This is a genomic window from Flavimobilis soli (assembly GCF_002564025.1).
GTDB lineage: Bacteria > Actinomycetota > Actinomycetes > Actinomycetales > Cellulomonadaceae > Flavimobilis > Flavimobilis soli.
On record NZ_PDJH01000001.1, the window covers coordinates 993376 to 1012747 of the forward strand.

Annotated in this window: 14 protein-coding genes; 4 read left to right on the forward strand and 10 right to left on the reverse strand. The window is 74.4% G+C overall.

The features are described 5' to 3' along the window. Positions 1–55 precede the first annotated feature (55 nt). Both ATL41_RS04590 and ATL41_RS04595 read right to left on the reverse strand, forming a co-directional pair. Complete coding sequence (locus tag ATL41_RS04590) at positions 56–1195, reverse strand: YlbL family protein (protein ID WP_245854627.1); 1140 nt, start codon at positions 1193–1195, stop codon at positions 56–58. A gap of 60 nt (positions 1196–1255) precedes the next feature. After that, positions 1256–2230: an NAD-dependent epimerase/dehydratase family protein gene (locus ATL41_RS04595; RefSeq protein ID WP_098457416.1), complete on the reverse strand. Its 975-nt coding sequence runs from the start codon at positions 2228–2230 to the stop codon at positions 1256–1258. A 101-nt stretch (positions 2231–2331) separates the two neighbouring features. Between ATL41_RS04595 and ATL41_RS04600 the strand changes: the two genes are divergently transcribed. After that, positions 2332–3801, forward strand: coding sequence for a zinc-dependent metalloprotease (locus ATL41_RS04600; RefSeq protein ID WP_098457417.1), 1470 nt, complete (start codon positions 2332–2334; stop codon positions 3799–3801). 72 nt (positions 3802–3873) lie between these two features. On the opposite strand, the gene ATL41_RS04605 is transcribed toward ATL41_RS04600, so the two are convergent. Then, positions 3874–4503 carry a M48 metallopeptidase family protein gene (locus tag ATL41_RS04605; RefSeq protein WP_181010229.1) on the reverse strand — a complete coding sequence of 210 codons (630 nt, stop codon included), beginning with the start codon at positions 4501–4503 and terminating at the stop codon, positions 3874–3876. A 174-nt stretch (positions 4504–4677) separates the two neighbouring features. Here ATL41_RS04605 and ATL41_RS04610 point away from each other — a divergent pair, with 174 nt between their 5' ends. Continuing rightward, positions 4678–5481 (forward strand): hypothetical protein, encoded by an 804-nt coding sequence (locus tag ATL41_RS04610; RefSeq protein ID WP_169924496.1) that lies wholly within the window; start codon positions 4678–4680, stop codon positions 5479–5481. Between the two features lie 12 nt (positions 5482–5493). Here the strand turns inward: ATL41_RS04610 and ATL41_RS04615 are convergent, their stop codons facing one another. The 4 genes from ATL41_RS04615 to nudC all read right to left on the reverse strand — a co-directional run bounded on the left by ATL41_RS04615 (position 5494) and on the right by nudC (position 9866). Beyond that, positions 5494–5871 carry a WhiB family transcriptional regulator gene (locus tag ATL41_RS04615; protein WP_281253861.1) on the reverse strand — a complete coding sequence of 126 codons (378 nt, stop codon included), beginning with the start codon at positions 5869–5871 and terminating at the stop codon, positions 5494–5496. A 520-nt stretch (positions 5872–6391) separates the two neighbouring features. Continuing rightward, a complete protein-coding gene (locus ATL41_RS04620) occupies positions 6392–8386 on the reverse strand; it encodes an ATP-dependent helicase (RefSeq protein ID WP_098457420.1) in 1995 nt (664 codons plus the stop codon). Positions 8387–8498: 112 nt separating this feature from the next. Next, positions 8499–8723, reverse strand: a complete 225-nt coding sequence (locus ATL41_RS04625; RefSeq protein ID WP_245854896.1) for a mycoredoxin — start codon at positions 8721–8723, stop codon at positions 8499–8501. Positions 8724–8840: 117 nt separating this feature from the next. Next, a complete protein-coding gene (gene nudC / locus ATL41_RS04630; protein ID WP_098457422.1) occupies positions 8841–9866 on the reverse strand; it encodes an NAD(+) diphosphatase in 1026 nt (341 codons plus the stop codon). A 165-nt stretch (positions 9867–10031) separates the two neighbouring features. On the opposite strand from nudC, the gene ATL41_RS04635 reads away from it, so the two are divergent. Beyond that, the gene (locus ATL41_RS04635) at positions 10032–11033 is read left to right on the forward strand and encodes a phosphotransferase (protein WP_098457423.1); all 1002 of its coding nucleotides are present in this window, start codon (positions 10032–10034) and stop codon (positions 11031–11033) included. Positions 11034–11051: 18 nt separating this feature from the next. On the opposite strand, the gene ATL41_RS04640 is transcribed toward ATL41_RS04635, so the two are convergent. Both ATL41_RS04640 and ATL41_RS04645 read right to left on the reverse strand, forming a co-directional pair. After that, on the reverse strand, positions 11052–14732 hold the full coding sequence (locus ATL41_RS04640) for an ATP-dependent helicase (protein ID WP_098457424.1): 3681 nt from the start codon (positions 14730–14732) through the stop codon (positions 11052–11054). After that, positions 14729–18064 (reverse strand): ATP-dependent helicase, encoded by a 3336-nt coding sequence (locus ATL41_RS04645; RefSeq protein WP_098457425.1) that lies wholly within the window; start codon positions 18062–18064, stop codon positions 14729–14731. The genes ATL41_RS04640 and ATL41_RS04645 overlap by 4 nt, the downstream gene beginning before the upstream one ends. Positions 18065–18237: 173 nt before the next feature. Here ATL41_RS04645 and ATL41_RS04650 point away from each other — a divergent pair, with 173 nt between their 5' ends. After that, positions 18238–18462, forward strand: coding sequence for a DUF3107 domain-containing protein (locus tag ATL41_RS04650; protein WP_098457426.1), 225 nt, complete (start codon positions 18238–18240; stop codon positions 18460–18462). A gap of 117 nt (positions 18463–18579) precedes the next feature. Here the strand turns inward: ATL41_RS04650 and ATL41_RS04655 are convergent, their stop codons facing one another. After that, a complete protein-coding gene (locus tag ATL41_RS04655) occupies positions 18580–19359 on the reverse strand; it encodes a ferritin-like fold-containing protein (RefSeq protein ID WP_098457427.1) in 780 nt (259 codons plus the stop codon). Positions 19360–19372 lie beyond the last annotated feature (13 nt).

Consider the following 19372-nt stretch of genomic DNA (forward strand, 5'->3'; position numbering starts at 1 on the left):
CGGCCCGTCGCGACCCAGCACCGTCTGGCGGGGCGCCGACCGCGCGACGCGCGACTCAGGAGCAGCCGGGGACCTCCGCTCCGCGGCCCTCGCCGATCGCGACGACGGCGTCGTACGCCTCCTCGAGCGTCTCGACGGAGGCCACGGTCATGCCGTCGGGGACGTTCCCGACGACCTCCCCGCAGTTCCCGCGCGGGGCGAGGAACCAGGTCGCGCCCTCGTCCCGGGCGCCGCGCATCTTGTAGGTGATGCCGCCGATCTCGCCGACGTCGCCGGCGATCGTCTCGAGCGTGCCCGTGCCCGCGATGACCTGCCCGCCGGCCTCGTCCTCGGGCGTGAGCAGGTCCATGATCCCGAGCGCGAACATCATGCCGGCGCTCGGGCCGCCGACGTCGTCGATGTGGACGGTGACGGGGAACGGCATGTCGAAGTCGATCTCGAGGCTCACGCCGAGGTAGGCGCGGTCGTCGCCTCCGTGGGGCGACGCGGAGGTCTCGACCGCGAGGTCCAGCGGCTCGCCGTCGCGCAGCACCCCGACCGTGACCTCGTCCCCCGGGGTCTTGGTGTCCATGAGCGACGACAGGTGGTCGAAGTCCGTGAGACCGATCCCGTCGAGAGACGTCACGACGTCCCCCGCCTCGAGGATCCCCGAGGCCTTCATGGTGGGGTCGGTCTCGACGACCGTGAGTGTCGACGGCACGTCGATGCCGAGCTGGCGCAGCGCCGCGACGCTCGCCCGCTCCTGGCTCGTGACCATGTCCGCCTGGTTGACCTGCGTCGTCTGGTCGACCGTCACGCCTCTCGGGTACACGGCCTCGAGCGGGTAGACGCCCTCGTCCGGGTCGATCCACGCCCGCACGAGCCGCAGGACGGGCACGCGGCTCTCCGGGTTGCCGAGCGCGGACACGGTCGTCAGGCGCAGCTGCCCGCTCGGCTCGTACGTCTTGCGGTCCTCGATGACGATGACGCGGTCGTCCCCTTCGCCCCCGAGGGTGTCGAAGCTCGGCCCGGGCATGCGCACGACGAACGACGTCGGCAGGGCAAGCATGATCGCGAGCCCGACCGCCGCGACGACGACCGCGGCCGACTGCACGACGGCCCGCCGCGTCAACAGGGGCGCAGGCTCGAGCGCAGGGGCGGTGCTGGCACCAGGGTCGGCGAGGGGCTCGGGACCGGGACGGTTGTCGTCATGCACGGGCCCATCATCCCCGACGTTCCTGAGGGTCCGCTGCGGTGCCCGGCTCACGGCTGGACGTCAGCGGCGCCGAAGCTGGCGCCGCACCGCAGCGGTGCCGAGCAGCGCGACAGCGGCGCCGACCGCGCCGAACGCTGCCGCGTCACGGCCGCCGACCCGTCGGCCGGCGACGCCGAAGCGGCCGCGCACGTCGTCGAGCACGACGCCGAGGCAGTCCTCGTTCGACCACGCGGGCTCCCAGCCGACCGCGAGCAGGCCCGCCGGCTCGACCGTCCAGTCGTGGACGACGTAGCCGAGGTCCGCGGCAGGCGCAGGCAGGACGCCCGCGCGGTGCAGCCGCTCGGCGACGGACAGCGCGGTCGACTCGGGCAGCTCGACGGCTCGCATCCCCGACACCGCCAGCACGTGCGCGAGCGCCAGCGCCCCGGGCGCCCCGACGACGTGGTCCGAGCGCACGTCCTGGTCGAGCATCACGCCGACGGCCGACGCGACGTCGTCGACGTGGACGAACTGCCACGAGCGCGCGTGACCGCGCACCGCGAGGAGGCGAGGCGCCTCGAAGTGGCGCGTGATCATCGTGTCGACGCCCGGGCCCACGAGCGGGGCGGTGCGCAGCGTCGCGCTGCGCACGCCCACCGCGTCGAGCGCCTCGCGCAGGTGCGCCTCGACCATCGCGAGCAGCAGGGCCGTCCCGTCGAGCGCGACGGCGACGGGCGCGTCGTCGCCCAGCGGCGTCGCATCAGGTCGCGCGCCGAGGGTCACGGCGCTGCTCACGACGACGACCCGCACGTCGTCGGCGTGCGGGGCCACCTCGGCGGCGATCGCGTCGACGGCGGTGTACCGCTCCGCCTGGTGCTCGGCGACCCTGCTCGGCGGCACGGGCGCGAACGTGCCGCCCGCGAGCACGACGACGACGTCCGTCCCGGCCTCGACCGAACCGTCCGGCTCCGCGCCGAGGACGCGCGCGAGCGCGCCGACGAGCGGTCCGGTCCCGCGCACGACGGTGCGCCGTGAGCGAACCTCGCCATCCGACACCGCGAACCGCCTCCTCCAGGGACCTGGGTCGATTAACGTGTGAGAGGTCAGCGTTCCCGCCCCTCGCATGTCCTGTGTGGACATGGTCTCAGGAGTTCACCATGACGACGTACGGCGCAGGCGGCCCTCGCGAGGGCGAGGAGCCCTGGGAGCGCCTGCTCCGGTCTGTGTTCGGGGCGGACGCCGACGAGGCCATCGCTGAGCTGCGGGCCCGCGGCATGGACGTCGACGCGCTCAACGCCGCGGCGGGGCTCGCCGACGACCCGGCGATGATGGACCAGGTCCTCTCGCAGGTCCGCTCGCTGCTGTCCTCGACGACAGGCGGCCCCGTCAACCCTGACGTGTCCCACGACATCGCGCGGCAGGTCGCGGTCGCCGAGGGCGACCCGAGCGTCGACGCCGTCGAGCGCCGCACGACCGTGGACGCCCTGCGCGTCGCCGAGCTGTGGCTCGACGCCGTGACCGACGTCGCGCCGTCGGGCGGCAGCCGCTTCGTGTGGAGCCGCTCCGAGTGGGTCGAGCGCACGATCCCCGCGTGGAACACCCTCGTCGAGCCCGTCGCGCGGTCCGTCGTCGCGGCGCTCACGGGCGTGCTGCGGGAGCACCTCCCCGAAGACCTCGACATGTCGCTCAGCGAGATGGGCCTGCCGCCGGGCATGGCGGCGATGCTCGGGGGTGGCCCGGGCGGGTTCGACCCGAGCGAGCTCGTGGAGCGGCTCGGCGCCGCGATGTTCGGCATGCAGGTCGGCCAGGCGGCCGGCGCCATGTCCCGCGAGGTGTTCGGACTGACCGACCTCGGCGTGCCCCTCGTCGACGAGCCGGTCGCCGCGCTCCTGCCGACGAACGTCGCCGCGTTCGCGGAGGGCCTCGACGCCCCCCTCGAAGAGGTCCGCCTGTACCTCGCGCTGCGCGAGGCCGCGCACTCGCGCCTCTTCACGCACGTCACGTGGCTGCGCGGGCACCTGCACGGCCTCGTCGACGCGTACGCGCGCGGCATCACGATCGACACGGAGGCGCTCGAGGACGCGGTCTCCCACATCGACCCGACCGACCCGGCGGCGATGCAGGCTGCGCTCTCGGGCGGCATCTTCGGCATCCCGACGACGGAGGAGCAGAAGAGCACGCTCGCCCGCCTCGAGACGAGCCTCGCGCTCGTCGAGGGCTGGGTCGACGAGGTCGCGACGACGGCTGCGCTCCCCCACCTCCCGCACGCCATGTCGCTGCGGGAGATGATCCGGCGACGCCGGGCCGCGGGTGGCCCGGCCGAGCAGACGTTCGCGACGCTGATCGGTCTCGAGCTGCGCCCGCGCCGCTCGCGCGAGGCTGCCGCGCTGTGGGCGCTCATCGGGCGGGAGACCGGCTCGGCGCGTCGCGACGACGTCTGGGCGCACCCCGACCTCATGCCGACCGCGCTCGACCTCGACGACCCGGCCGGGTATCTCGCCCGCCGCGAGCAGGTCGCCGAGGAGCAGGCCGACGTCGACCGAGCGATCGAAGAGCTGCTCTCGGGGACGGCCTCCGGCGACGAGGACACCCCGGCGGACGACGACGGCGAGACCTCGGAGGACTGAGCGGGCCCTCGACCCGCCGGTCGCGGGACGGCTGGCCCGGTCGCGGCGCTGCGGGCCCGGCCCCGTGGGCGGTCAGGCCGAGGCGTCCGCGACGCCGTGAGGCTCGTCGTCCCCGTCGTGCGCGCCGCCCTCCTCGGGGGGCGCGTTCTCGTCGCTGAAGGCGACTCCCTCGAGGAACCCGCGCGCCCGCTCGGTGCGCGGGTATGACTCGAGAAGAGCCCAGAACTGCGGGCCGTGCCCGGCGTGCAACAGGTGCGCGAGCTCGTGCAGCAGGACGTAGTCGAGCACCCAGCCAGGGAGGCCGCGTACGCGGTCGGAGATGCGGATCGTGCGGTCCTGGACGCTGCACGAGCCCCAGCGGCGGTCCATGTTGGACACCCACCGGACGCTCGACGGCGTCGCGCGCCCGTCAAGGTAACGGGTCGACAGCGCGGTCGCGCGCTCCATGAGCTCGGCGTCCGAGGGGCGGCGGCGCTTCTCCTTGGCTGACAGGCGGGCGAGCATGCGCTCGACCCACTCGCGCTCCTGCGCGCGCGTGAAGCGTGCCGGGATCGCGACGATCGTGCGGTCGCCGTCGCGGTAGGCGCTCACGGTCCGGGACCGACGGCGGCTGCGGCGGACCTCGACGTCGCCCGCACCCGCAGGGGCCTGGCTCGCGTCGGGGCGCGCCGTGCTCCGGCGCTTCGCTCCCTTGTCGTCCACGTCGGTTTCCCCCAGGCTGGCGGCGAACCGCACACATCGTCCACGAGACTGTCCACAGGAAGAATCCCCTATTCGTGCGCCCGCCGCGACTCCGACACGCACTCTGTGGATAACTTCCGGTAACCGCCTGTGGAAAGCGCCCAGAAGATCCGAAGCGCTGGGATGCTCCCTGCCATGGCACCTCGAACCCCACCGCCGCGCACGGCTCGGGCGGCCGCGGCCGTCGGGATCCTCGGCCTCGGACGCCTCGGCCTCCTCACCGCCCTCGGACTCTCTGCGGCTGGAGTCGGCCGTCTCGTGCTCGACGACGCCCGGCACGTCACGCAGCACGACCTCGGCCTGGGCGGGTACGGCCCCCGCGACGTCGGGACGCTGCGCCGCGTCGCGGCCGCCCGGCTCGTCGCCGAGACGACCGACGCGCCCTGGGTCCGCGCCGCCCCGGCCCGGCCGCACGACGTCCCGTTCTCCTTGCTCGACGCGCTCGTCGTCGTCACCGACGAGGACCTCGCACCGGACCGCGCGTGGCGCCTCATGGGTGAGCGCGTCCCGCACCTCGTCGCGCGCTGCCGACCCGACACGGTCGACGTCAGCCCCGTCGTCGTGCCTGGTCGCACGCCGTGCCTGCGCTGCATCAGCCTGCACACCCAGGACGAGCGCGGTACCGACGCGTTCACGGCGTCTGCCTGGGCGCCCTCGGCCTCTCGCGCCCCCGTCGCGGCCACGCCCGACGGGCCGCTCCTCGCGAGCGCCGCAGCCGTCGTCGTGACGAGCGCCGTGCTCGCGTTCCTCGACGCGGGCGGCGTCGGTGCGGACGACACCGAGCCGCGCTGGGACCTCCCCTGCCGATCCGTCGTCACGTCGACGCACCTCACGCTCCCCGGCGCACGCGTCCAGGAAGAACGATGGCCGGTGCACCCGGCTTGCGGGTGCACCGGCCAGGGGGCCGTGCAGTCGTCGAGCAGTGCGGCGACCGCGTGAGGTCGCGGGCGGTCACGCGAGGCTCGGCTGAACCTTGCGGGGCCGTCCGCGGCCGCGCTTGACGGCGACGACTCGGCCGTCGACGAAGACCTCACCGCCCCAGACGCCCCACGGCTCCTGACGGTCGATCGCGCCGGCGAGGCAGGCGTCGACGAGCGGGCAGGTGCGGCACAGCGCCTTGGCCTGCTCGACCTGGACGGTCTTCTCGGCGAACCAGAGCTCGGGGTCCTCGACGCGGCAGGGCAGCATCGAGCCCATGAGGCGGTCGAACTCGGCCCGGTCGTCCTGCGTCGTGGCAGGGGCCGGCACGCCGAGGCGGGTCGTGGTGGTATGGGGCAGGGGGGCGACGACGACAGCGGTGTCGCGCTGGGTGCTGGTGTCGAGCAGCATGCTGAGCCGCACGATGTCCTCCGGGGGTGTCCGTTTGCGAGTGTCGATGGACGACTCGAGGGACGCTCTCTCGGATCCGGCTCCGCCCGGTCAGGGCGTGGATGCTCGGATCTCACCCACCTGAGGTGGGGATGAGGCGCGTCCGCGGGAGTCGCGGTGGTGCAGTGGTGAGAGGTGCGGGGTCAGTGCCCGCGAACCCGATCACGTGCCACCAGATGTGCGCTTGCCGGCTGTGCGGCTGCTGCGCGTGCGAGGTGAGTGCTGCGCCGGTCGTCTGACGCGGCCGCGGACACACGGACGGGAAGCTGGCTGTACGCCGCTCCGGTCTGGTTCTTCTTCATCGAGCACTCACCTCCATCTCTCCATCGGGCCGTTCCCTCTCGGGTCCGGCCGCTCCTGCAAGGACTCGTTCACAGTAGACCTGGCCTGCGAACGGGGACAACTTATTTATCCGACGAGTTTCGCATTCGTTGTGCCGAGAGGTGCTGGCACCCGTCGCAGCCGCAGGATCTGGCTGTTCTCAGCCTCGTGACGCGGCCGCGACGATGCCGAGGATCGCCGCGCCGTACTGGTTGATCTTCGTCGGGCCGACGCCCTTGACGCGGACGAGCGCCCGCTCGTCGGCAGGTCGGACCTCGGCGATCTCGGCGAGCATCTGGTCGGACAGGACGGTGAACTTGGGCCGGTCGATCGCGACAGCGACGCTGTCGCGCCAGTCACGCAGCGCCTCGAACAGCTCCTGGTCGTACTCCCCCGTCAGCCGGACGGACGCACCGTCGGCGGGCCTGCGGCCGGGCAGGGACGGCTGGGCGGCGGGCCACAGGCGGTCGAGGAACCGCGAGCGCCGCCGGCTCCCGCGACCGCCCGGGTTGCGCGAGCGCGCCCAGGACAGGCGCAGGTGCTCCCGGGCGCGCGTGATGCCGACGTAGAGAAGACGCTTCTCCTCGGCGATCGCATCAGGCGTCTCCGCGAGCGAGATCGGCATGAGGCCCTCGCTCAGACCCACGAGGAAGACGGCATCCCACTCGAGGCCCTTCGCCGCGTGCAACGACGCGAGCGTCACGCCCTGGACAGCGGGAGCGTGCTGCGCGGCGGCGCGTTCGTCGAGCTCTGCGATGAGCTCCGGCAGGCCAGCCTTCGTGCTCGCGTACAGGTCGTCGGCGAGCGCGACGAGCGCCTGCATCGACTCCCACCTCTCGCGGACGGCACCGCGCGCGGCCGGCGCCTCGGGCGCCCAGCCGGCGTTCGAGAGCACGTCGCGGACGATCTCCGGGAGCGTCTGCCCCGGGTCGACAGCACGCGCCGCACCACGCAGCAGCACGATGCCCTCGCGGACCTCGCGGCGCTGGAAGAAGCGCTCGCCGCCGCGCACGAGGTACGGGATGCCCGCGTCCGCGAGCGCCTGCTCGTACAGCTCCGACTGCGCGTTGGTGCGGTAGAGCACGGCGATCTCGCCGGCGGGCGTGCCCGACTTCACGAGCCGCCCCACGGCAGCGGCGACCTGTGCCGCCTCGGCCTCGTCGTCGTCGTACACGGTGAACGTCACCGGGGGGCCGGACGGGCGCTGCGCCTTGAGCTCGAGGCCCGCGAAGCCGCGCCCGGCGCGGTCCGCGAGCAGCGCGTTCGCGAGCGAGACGACCTGCGGCGTCGAGCGGTAGTCACGCACGAGGCGCACCTCGACGGCCTTCGGGTACGTCTTGCGGAAGGTCAGGAGGTGGTGCGGGGTCGCCCCCGTGAACGAGTAGATCGTCTGGCTCGGGTCGCCGACGACGCACAGCTCGTCGCGGTCACCGAGCCACTGGTCGAGAACGAACTGCTGCAGCGGGGAGACGTCCTGGTACTCGTCGACGACGAAGCGGCGGTACTGCCGTCGGATCTCGTCGGCGACGGGCGGGTTCGAGTGGATCATGTCGCCGACGTAGAGCAGCACGTCCTCGAAGTCGATGACGCCGCGCGCCGTCTTGGCCTCCTCGTACGCGCGCATGAGGCGTGCGACGGCGTGCGCGTCGAAGCCCGCGGGCGGTTCGCGGTGCAGCGCGGCGACGGCCCGGGGGTAGTCGTCCGCCGGGATCATCGAGACCTTGGCCCACTCGATCTCCGAGGACAGGTCGCGGACCGCGACGCGATCGACCGTCATGCCGAGCGCTGCGGCGGCCTGGCCGACCGCGGGCGCCTTGTGCTCGAGGATGCGCGGCGGCGCTCCGCCGACGATGCGGGGCCAGAAGTAGCTGAGCTGCTTGAGCGCGGCCGCGTGGAACGTGCGCGCCTGCACGCCCGCGACGCCCAGGTCACGCAGACGCGTGCGCATCTCGCCTGCCGCGCGGGCGGTGAACGTCACGGCCAGGACGCTCGTCGGCTGGTACACGCCTGTGCGCACGCCGTAGGCGATGCGGTGCGTGATCGCCCTGGTCTTTCCCGTCCCGGCGCCCGCGAGGACGCACACGGGACCGGTGAGTGCGGTCGCGACGGCCCGCTGGTCGGGGTCGAGCGCTTCGAGGATCTCGTCGGCAGACATCACCGCCGATTGTCTCAGGCGCCTCCGACAACGAGCGCCGCCGCGGTCGTCCTGGGGACGCCGCGGCGGCTAGCAGGCGGCCGGGGCGAGCACTCCGGCGCCCGTCACGGCGTCAGGCGCCGATGCGCTCCTTGACCTGCGCGAGCGAGGGGTTCGTCGCGGACGACCCGTCCGGGAAGACGACGGTCGGCACGACCCAGTTGCCGTCGTTGACCTGTTCGATGAACGGGATGACGCTCGCGTCCTGCTCGATGTCGACCTCCGTGTAGCCGATGCCCTCGCTCGTCAGCTGCTTCTTCAGGCGCTGGCAGTAGCCGCACCACGTGGTCGAGTACATGACGACGGAGCCTGCGTCGGGCGTGTGCGGGGCGGGGATGGTCACGGCTGGTGTCCTCCGGTCGGTGGGTCGGGCGCTCACCATAACCACGGCGCGCCCGCGAACCTTCCCGCGCGCTCACCCGGTGCGGTCGGCGAGGGGGCCGCCGTACCACTCCTCGATGAGTCCGCGCGCGATCGACGACCGCATCGGCAGCAGCACGCGCCCGGCCGCGAGGTCCGCGGCGAGGCCGTCACGCGTGAACCAGCGCGCGTCGGTCACCTCGACGCCGTCGACGACGACGTCGGTCGTCACGGCGTGCGCGCGGAAGCCGAGCATGAGGGACCGCGGGAACGGCCACGGCTGCGACGAGCGGTAGACGACGTCGCCGATCACGACGGTCGTCTCCTCCCGCACCTCGCGGCGCACCGCCGCCTCGACGGACTCGCCCGCCTCGACGAAGCCGGCGAGCGTCGAGAACCGGCCCTCGGGCCAGTGCGCGGCGTGCCCCAGCAGGAGCCGCTCGGCGTCGTCGACGACCGCCATGATCACCGCCGGGTCGGTGCGCGGGAAGACCTCGCGGCCGTCCGACGTGCACACGCGCGACCAGCCGTTGCGGGCGGGCCGCGTCGCCTCGCCGCAGTGCTCGCAGCGCAGCGCGCGGACGTGCCATGCCGCGACGCCGACCGCCGTCGTCGCGAGACCGGCGTCTCGCGCGTCGAGGAGGTGCCCGGCGTCGCGCAGGTTCTCGAAGCGTCGGCCGCGTCCGAGGATGTCCTCGGCCCGCGCCGGCACGACGCCGGAGATGTCGACGTCCTCGTCCGCCTCGGCGGGCAGGACGAGCGCGAGGTACGCGCCGTCGTCGTCCGTGCCGAGGAAGAGCCAGCCCGGCGCGTGGGGTGCCGTGAGCTCGGACTGCGTCGTGGCGAGCACCGCGACGACCTCGGCCCCCGGGACGAGGTCGAGCACGAGCGCGCCCGGCACGGAGGATCCGTGCGCGTCTCGCACGGCGAGCGACGCGCCGCGCACGAGGACGACGCGCGTCGACGACGCGGTGAGGAGCCGCTCGACGAGCTCGACGTCGTCGCGCAGCTCGGCCGCGCGGTCGACCGTCGTGCGGGACAGCGGGAGCTGGGCCCAGTCGGTCACCGGTTCGGGGTTCATGCGCTCACGATACGACGGTGGGACGCGCTCGCGTCGTGCCGCCGACGTCGCACCGGTCGCTCGCCTGCACGCATGACGTGCACCGGGGCTGTCCGTCCGCAGCGGTCGGTGGGACGCGCCCGCGTCGTGCCGCCCGCGCGGCGCCCGGCGACGTACCGTTGACCCGTGCATCGCTCCGCCCTGACCCTGGCCGCCCTGTCGACCGCCGCCGTGCCCGGCATGGACGTGGTCGACGCTCGCCTGCTCGACTCGGACGGGTCGAACGACGTCGCCGTCGTGATCGACTCGTCGCGCCGGCACTGGATCGTCCGCGCACCGCGCGACGCCGCGGCCGGTGCGAGCCTCGAGGCCGAGATGGAGCTGCTGCGCGGCCTCTCCGACCGTGTCGACGCAGGCGACCTGCCGTTCGCCGTCCCGACCCCTGCGGGCTTCGCGACGCTCCCCGAGGGCGGGCGCGCCGTCGTGCACCCTGAGGTTCCTGGCGTCCCGCTGCAGGCCGAGAGGCTGCAGCCGGGCCCGGGCCTGGCACGGTCGGTCGGGCGCGCGATCGCGGCGCTGCACGAGCTGCCGACGTCGCTCGTCGAGGACGCCGGCCTGCCGAGCTATTCGGCCGAGGAGTACCGCCAGCGGCGGCTCTCGGAGGTCGACGAGGCGGCGCGGACGGGCCGGGTGCCTGCTCGCCTGCTGCGGCGCTGGGAGGAGTCGCTCGAGAACGTCGCGCTGTGGCGCTTCCGGCCGGTGATCACGCACGGCGACCTCAACGGGGACCACGTGCTCGTGGCGCAGCAGTCGGTCAACGGCATCGTGGACTGGTCGGAGTGCCAGGTGGCGGACCCGGCCGACGACCTGTCGTGGCTGCTGGTCGCGGCGTCGCCGGAGGCGGTCGAGTCGATCCTCGAGGCGTACCAGCTCGCGCGGACCGAGTCGGCCGACGCGCACCTGGTGGACCGCGCGCTGCTCGCGGGCGAGCTCGCCCTGGCGAGGTGGCTGCTGCACGGCGTGCGCACGGAGCGCAAGGACATCGTGGACGACGCCGTCGAGATGCTGCTGGACCTCGACGAGGCCGTGCACGAGGGCGCCGAGGACGCGGCCGGCGAGGATGAGCCGGCTGAGGCGCCCGCGGACGGGACGCCGCGCGAGGACGCCTCGCCGCGCGACGAGGACTGAGCCCGCCGCGCGGGCTCGTCAGCCGCGCAGGAGGGCTTCGAGCTCGTCGACGTCGAGGAGCCGCTGGGGGTGCCGGGTGACGCCGTCGCCGAGGTAGCAGAAGGCGGCGTCGACGTGCTCGAGGGGCGTGCCGGTCCAGCGGGACCAGGCGAGCCGGTAGACGGCGAGCTGGACCTCGCGCGCGCGGACGGCTGCGGGGTCGGTGGGTTCGCGGCCCGTCTTCCAGTCGACCACGACGACCTGGCCGGGCTTGCTCCCGGGCCGCGGGTCGGGGAAGACGGCGTCGATCCGGGAGCGCGTCATGACACCTGCGAGGGGCGTCTCGATGTCGACCTCGACGGCGATCGGGTCGAGCGACGCCCACGGGGTGGCGAGGAACGTCTGGCGAAGCTTCTCGAGGTCGGCGTCCGGCTCGGTGTCGTCGGCGTCGGTCAGGTCGTCGAGGTCCATGAGGACGGGCGACGAGTAGAACTGCTCGACCCACGCGTGGAACGTCGTGCCACGGCGGGCGTGCACGGACGGCTCGCTCGGCACGGGCCGGCGCAGGGAGAGCGCGTACTCCTCGCGGCTCGCGGCGAGGCGGACCATCGCGGACGCGGAGACGTGGGCGGGGATCTCGACGTCGGTGACGGGCTTGCGGCGCGCGTCGCGCTCGGCGAGGAGGATCTCGGCGAGCTCGGAGAGCGGGACCGGGTCGTCGGAGGCCGCAGGGACCGTCGTGGCGCCCGCGGTGGTCGCCTCGGTGCGGTCCCTGGCCCCGGTCAGGTTGACCTCGGGTGCTCCCGGACGCCGGATGTCGTGGTCGGGGCGCCCGGCGGGGGCGGCATGGTTCTCCTCCCCGGGCGAGGCTCCAGGCATGCCCCCGCTCGGTGCCGCAGGGCCACCCTTCGCTGCGCGGACGCGCGCCGCTGCCGCGGCGAGCACGGGGTCGACGCCGTTGGTGGCGGGCCAGGTGGCGGTGACCTCGCGCTCGAGCGCGGGGTTGGCACCTTCCGGCGGGTCGGTCCAGGCGGACGGGTCGACGAGGCCGCCGTCGGCCAGCTCGGTGAGGAACGGTGACGGCGGTGTGGCGCTGCTGCGCTCGCCGCGGAACCACGAGCCGGTCAGGAGGAGACGGGAGCGGGCGCGCGTGAAGGCGACATAGGCGAGGCGGCGTTCCTCGGTGACCTGGTGCTCGCCTGCATCCTGCTTGAACACCTTCTGAAGGTTGTCGAGGTCCTTGTGGTGTTCGGCGTCCTCGTATGCGAAGCGCGGCAGGTCGCGGGCGTCGCCGCGCAGGGGGTACGGGAGCGTGCCGAGCCCGGTGAGCCACGCGGAGTCGGTGGGCCCTTGCGGGCCGGTGCACGCGGTGCCGGGCAGTCCGCCGTCGACGAGACCGGGGACCGCGACGATGTCCCACTCGAGGCCCTTGGCCGCGTGGATGGTGACGATCTGGACGGCGTCCGGGTCTGGCTCGGCGATCGCGGTGTCGATGCGCTCGTTCGTGGCGGCGACGTCGAGCCATGAGAGGAACGCACCGAGCGTGGGCACGTCCGCCCCGTCGACGAAGGAGATGGCGAGGTCGCGGAACGCGTCGAGGTTGGCGCGGGCGCGGGCCGCGTGGGGCCCGTCGAGAAGACCGGCCTCGATGTCGAGCCCGAGGGCTCGTTCCGCCTCGACGACGATCTCGGGGACCGACAGGTAGGTGCTCGCGCGCAGCCGTGCGAGGAGCGTCGCGAGGCGGGCGAGGCGGGCGTGCCCGTCGGGCGTGAGCGACCTGCCGCCGGGGCTGCGCCACCCTGGCGCTGGGAGCTCGTCGAGGACGTCGACGATCGAGTGCGAGTCGACGACGTCGGCCTCCGTGACGACGCTCGGCACCTCGTCGGGGTCTGCGAGGCCGGTGCGGTCCTCGTCGCTCTCCCGCTCCGCCGTGGCGGTGGGCTCGTCTGCCTGTCGCCAGCTCTCTGCTGCTCGTGCTGCGGCCTGCGCGTGCCTCCGGGAGAGCTCGCGGACACGGTCGGCGACGGCGAACAGGTCGGCGGCACCGAGCGCGAGCCATGGTCCGGTGAGCAGGCGCATGAGGGAGTCGCCGCGGGACGGGTCGTGGACGACCTGGAGCAGCGCGACGACGTCGACCACCTCGGGCGCCTCGAGGAGGCCGCCGAGGCCGACGACCTCGACGGGGATGCCGCGCGACCGCAGCGCCACCTCGATGGCCGTGAACTGCTTGCGGCTGCGGCACAGGACGGCGGCGGTCGTCGCGCCGTCACGGGACCTGCGCGGACGCCACCACCTCGCGACGAACTCGGCGACGACGGCCGCTTCCTCGTCCTCAGTCGCGGTGTAGGCCGAGGTGACCTCGCCGGGGCCTGCCCCGGGGCGGGCGTGCAGCTCGATGACCGCGGCGTCCTCGCGTGCTGGCGCGGGGCTTGCGGGGGCCCCGGCGACACGCTCGGGGGCGACGTCACGCAGGGGCGCAGCGACGGCGTTGGCGACGTCGAGGATCGCCTGGTCGTTGCGCCAGGACGTGCTCAGGGCGAGGTGGTGGACGCGGCCGAGGTCGGAGAACTGCTCGGCGAAGCGGGAGAGGCCGGAGGCGCTCGCGCCGCGCCACCCGTAGATCGACTGGTTCGGGTCGCCTACCGCGGTCACGGCGTGCCCGTCGCCGAACAGGGCGCCGAGCATCCTGGCCTGCGCGTAGGACGTGTCCTGGTACTCGTCGAGGAGGACGACGCGGTAGCGAGCCCGCTCGGCGACGCGCACTTCCTCGTGCGCCTCGGCGAGGCGCGCGCCGAGCTCGACCTGGTCGGCGAAGTCGAGCGAGTCGGTCTCCCGCTTGCGCCTGCGGTACTCGTCGACGAGGTCGAGCAGCTGGACGCGGTGCGTCATGAGCTCGAGGAGCTTCGCCGTCGAGGCGTACGGCCCCTTCTTGCCCTTGGCGTCGGGGGTGGCGAGCAGCGTGCGGATGATCGTGGTCATGCGGTCGCGCGCCTCGTCGGTGCTGAGCAGGTGCTCGCTGAGCGCGCCGGACAGGGTGCGGACGGCCTCGACCACGGTGCTGAGGGCCGCATCGGTGCCGAGGTCGCCTGTCCACCGCTCGACGACGTCCTGGGCGAGCTGCCACTGGCTCGCCTCACCGAGGAGCCGGGCGCCAGGCTCGATGCCGAGCCGGAGCCCGTGCTCCTTGACGAGACCCGCAGCGTACGAGTTGTAGGTCGAGACGGTCGGACGGCGCATCGACGCGAGCAGCGCGGCGTCGGGCGTGTCGTCGCCGAGGTCGCCGAGCAGCGCCGGCTGACCGGCGTCGCGCATGCGTGCGGCGAGCGTGCGCAGCCTGCGGCGGATGCGCTCCCCCAGCTCGCCCGCAGCCTTGCGCGTGAAGGTGAGCCCGAGGACCTCGTCGGGCTCGACGAGGCCGTTGACGATCAGGTAGACGACGCGCGCGGACATCGTCTCGGTCTTCCCGGAGCCGGCACCTGCGACGACGAGCACGGGCTCGAGCGGTGCCTCGATGACGGCGAGCTGCTCGTCGGTCGGGCGGTGCTGCCCGAGCAGCTCGGCGATCTCGGTCGCGGGGACGAGCCTGCGCGTCGGGGCGTGGGCGGCGGGAGTGGCGAGCTGCGTCGCGGGGGTGTCGACGGCCGTGGCGCGGCCCGGCGTCGACGCGGCGTCCTGGACGCCGGTCGTGGGGTGCGCGGAGTCAGGGGTGTACGGCGTCATGAGGCCTCCTGCCCGAGGGCGCGTCCGACGGTCTGGAGCGGGCAGCTGCGGCGGACCGGGCAGAATCCGCACAGCGGGTTGATGCGTGCCTCGAAGCACGCGGACGCCATCGTCTCGGCGGCGCTCTCGACGAGGTCGTGGGCCCACCGCGGGTCGTCGGCGTCCTGGAGCGCGGGCTGGGTGCGCAGCGTCGCGTCCTTGCCGTCCTTGACGTGCACGAGCTGCGCGCCCGCGCTCTGCGCCCCGTCCTCGAGCCCGGGCACCTCGTGGAAGGCGCCCTCGGCGAGGGCCACCTGGTATGCGCCGAGCTGCGGGTGGCTCGCCGCCTTGTCCTTGCTGGGGGCGGTCCCGGTCTTGAGGTCCTCGATGAGGACGGTGCCGTCCTCCTGGCGCACGAGCCGGTCGACGCTGCCGCTGAGCACGGCCCGGCCGACCTGCGTGGTGAACCTGGCCTCGACGGCGAGGACCTCGCCGCTCTTCTGGAAGTGCCGGGCGAGCCGCTCGACCATCGCACGCGCACGCGTGCGCGTGACCCGCTCGGGCCAGCCGGGCGCGAGCCCGAGCTCGGGCCAGCGCCGGTCGAGCGTCGCAGCGAGCTCGTGGAACGGCGCAGTGGGCGCCTCCTCGGCGATCGAGTGGATGAGCGAACCGAGCGACTGGGACAGCGCGTCGGCGGAGCGGCCGCCGGCGGTCTCGAGGGCCCAGCGCAGCGCGCACGTCGAGACGGACTCGACCTTCGACGGCGAGACCGGGACGGGCGCGTCGTCGTCCCAGGTCGGTGCGGTGCTCGAGACCGGGTGCACCCCGTACCAGCCGGCCGGGTCGGCGCCGGGCACCTCTGCCTCGGCGAGGCGGGCGAGCACGGTCGCGGCCTCGCCCGCGCCGACGGCGTCAGGATCGCCGACGTCGCGCCGCACCTCGTCCTGGAGCTGCGCGCGTGCGCGCAGCACGAGACCGCGCAGGTCGAGGGCCTCGGGAACGTCGCGGCGGCGCGGGTCAGCCGCGTCGTCGTCGGGCTCCTCCCCCGTGCCCGGGACCGGGTCGACGAGGTCGACGAGCACGGACGGGAAGCTCTCGGTGTCCTCGACCGCGGTGACGAGCAGGTGCTCCCGGGCGCGGGACACCGCGACGAGGAAGGCGCGCACCTCGTCGGAGAGCACGGCGCGGCGCGCGTGGGCGGCGTGCGCGGCTCCGTCGCCGCCGGGCACGACGATCCCGGCGACAGCGTCGACGAGCGTCTGCGCGCCGAGCAGGGAGTCGCGCAGGCGGAGGTCGGGCCACACCCCTTCCTGGACGCCCGCGACGACGACGGCGCGCCACTCGCGCCCGGCCGCCCCTGCTGGCGTGAGGACGGTGACGGCGTCCTGGCCGCCGCCGCTCGCCGCGAGCGAGTCAGCGGGGAGGTCCTGCGACCGGACGTGGTCGACGAAGGCGCTCGCCCGGACGCGCGGGTTGCGGTCGACGAAGCGCTCGGCCGCCTTCGACAGCGCCATGACAGCGTCGAGGTCGCGGTCCGCGCGCATGCCCGCCCCGCCCCCGGCGAGCGCGGTGCTGCGCCAGCGCGCGGACAGGCCGGTCGCGTCCCAGACCGCCCACAGCACGGTCTGTGCGTCCGCGCCCGGGCGCGCGGCGGCCTCGCGGCCGCGCGCGAGCACGGCGGCGACCTGCGCCGCACCCCGGCGGACCGCTGCCGGGAGCTGCGCGGCGAGCGCCGGGTCGCCGAGCACCTCGACGAGCAGGGTGTCGGAGCTGCGCCCGCCACCGGCGGCGAGCTCTTCGCTGCGCAGGACGCGACGCAGACGCCGCAGCGATACCGCGTCGAGCCCGCCCACGGGCGAGAGCAGGAGCCCGACCGCGCGCTCGACGTCGAGCGGACGCCCGTCCGCTACCTCGACCGCGTCGAGGAGCGGCCGCACCGCAGGCTCGTCGCGCAGCGGGCCCTGCGACCCGAGGATGCTCACCGGCACCGACGCGCCCAGGAGCGCGCGCTGCAGCGCGCTGACCTGGCCGCCGGAACGCGCGATGACGGCCATCTCCCGCCACGGCACGCCGTCGAGCAGGTGCCATGCGCGCAGCGTGCGCGCGATGTACGCGTGCTCCTGCGACGGTCCCGCGAGCAGGACGACGCGCGCCGGCCGGAGCCGCTCCGCGACCGTGCCAGCGCCTGGCGCGGCCGCATCTGACAAATTCGTGTCGGACGCAGCCGCACCGCCGGGCGCCCCACTCTCGGACGCCGCGCCAGCCCGCCGGTGTGCGACGGTCCCCGCGGTCCCCACCGCCTGCGCGACCCGGCAGGCGACGTCGCGCAGCCCGGGCCCGTGGCGCCAGACCTGCTCGAGGACCACCTGCTCGGCACCGAACGCGCCCGGCTCCGCGCCCGCGGGTGCCGCGGCGCGTGCGACCAACGCAGGCACCGCGCCGCGGAAGCCCTGCACCGCGGCGTCCGGGTCGCCGACGAGCACGAGCCGCGCGCCGTCGGCGTGGAGCACGGCGAGCAGGCGCGCCACCGCCTGGGTGGCCTCCTGGTAGTCGTCGACGACGACGAGGTCCCACCGCGGGCGCGCCACCTCCGGCACCTCCTCGTCCCAGGACGTCAGCGCGTCGATCGCGTCGTGCACGACGGACGCCGGATCGACCCGGACGCCCGCGTCCGGGGTCGCCTGCCGCAGCGCCATGACATCCCGGTACTCCTCGAACAGCCGCGCGCACGTACGCCAGGCGGCGCGGCCGTACCTCGCGCCCAGCTCGTCGAGCGCGACCGGGTCCAGCCCGCGTTCCGCGGCGCGCATCAGCACGTCACGCAGCTCGTCGCGGAACCCTCGCGTCGCGAGCGCCTCTGCCGGGACGGACGGCGGCAGCTCGAGCGGCACGCCCTCACCCGCGAGGTGGCCCTCGATCAGCTCCGCGAGGATGCGGTCCTGCTCAGGACCCGAGACGAGCGTCGGCGCGGGCTCGCCCCACGCGCTCGCGCGACGCGCGAGCACACCGTGGGCGACCGACGCCGCCGTCCGCACGAGCGGCTGCCCGACCGTCCGCGCCGCGCGGCTCGCGAGCCGGTCACGCATCTCGCCCGCGCCACGCCGGGTCGCAGCGAGCACGAGCACGCGCGCCGGGTCGAGAGGCGCCCGACCGTCCTCGGGCGCGAGGTGGTCGACAGCGACCGCGAGCGCCGTCGTCGTCTTGCCCGTCCCGGGCGCGCCCGTCACGAGGGTCACGGGGCTCGTCCGCGCGAGGTCGACCGCGCGGCGCTGCGACGCGTCGAGAGCGGGCGCCGCGTCACCGGTGCGCCCGACGTGCTCGGTGAGCACTGCGCGCAGCCCGGTCGTCGTCATGCCAGAGATCCCATCACGAGCCACCGACACTCCCCGGGACGACGCGCTCCCCTGCTACCACCTCCGTGCGAGTGCGCGCTGGGCGAACAGCGCACCGAGAAGTCCCCGCGACGCGCCCCGAGGTGCGATTCTGGTCGCGGAAGACATCCGTCCGTGCGAACAAGGAGATCGACGTGGAGATCACGATCGGCGTGCAGAACCAGGCCCGCGAGCTCGTCCTGGAGTCCGACCAGACCGCAGCCGAGGTCACGGCGGCCGTCACCAAGGCGCTCGAGTCGGGCTCCGTGCTCGAGCTCACCGACCACCGCGGCCGCCGCGTGCTCGTCCCGACGGCAGCGATCGGCTACATCGAGATCGGCTCGGAGGCGCAGCGCAAGGTCGGCTTCGGCCCTCTCTGACACCGAGCACGTCCAGCACGGCCCGGCGGCGGGACCTCCCGCCCCGGGCCGTTCCTGCGCCCGCGCAGGGAGAGCACGACGCCGCGGCTCGCCTCACCGCGGCACGGGGACTGGGCGTCAGGCCGCGAGACCGAGCCGCCCCATGCGACGCGTGTGCTCGGCGGTGAGCTGGCCGAACAGCCACGCGTGGTGGTCCGCGGGCCGCTCGTCGTCGGCGAAGCGCTGCTCGACAGCCGTGGCGAGGAGCCGCGTGAGCGCCGGGCGGTCCGCGAGGAGCTGCTGCACGAGGCTCAGCGCCTCGCCCACGAGCCGGCGGGCCCACAGCGCGAGCCGCGACGCGAGCACCTCGTCGTCCGACGTCGCGCTGTCGAGCACCTCGATCGAGCGCTCGGACGCCATGCCGTCCTCGATGACGCCCATGATGATGTCGCGGCTCTGCGGGTCGAGAGCGCCCGCGACGATCCGGCAGAAGTCCACCGCGACGCCGTGACCGACGTAGCTCTTGAGGATCTCCTCCCACCAGCTGCTCGGCTGCGTCCGGTGGTCGTAGTCGTCGAACGTCGCGTCGAGGGCGAGCATGCGCTCGTCGGCCGCCTCCGCGTCACCCTCGAGCTCGGCGATGCGGCGCAGGATCGTCTCCTGCCGCGCGAGCGCGGCACCGGCGAGGCGCGCGAGCCGCAGGCGGCTCGACGGGTCCGGCGCGGCGGTCGCCGCGCCAGCGATGCGCAGGAACGCGACCGACTCGATCTGGGCGACGAGCGCGAGAAGCTCGGTCGTGTCAGCGACGCTCGCACCGCCGTCGGCGGGTGCGGCGGAGGGTGCGGCGGGCGCAGCGGCGGGGGCGTCCCCCGGCTGGGCGCCCGGGGCGTCGTGCTCGACGTGCGGTGCCTGGCTCATCCGTCCAGCGTAG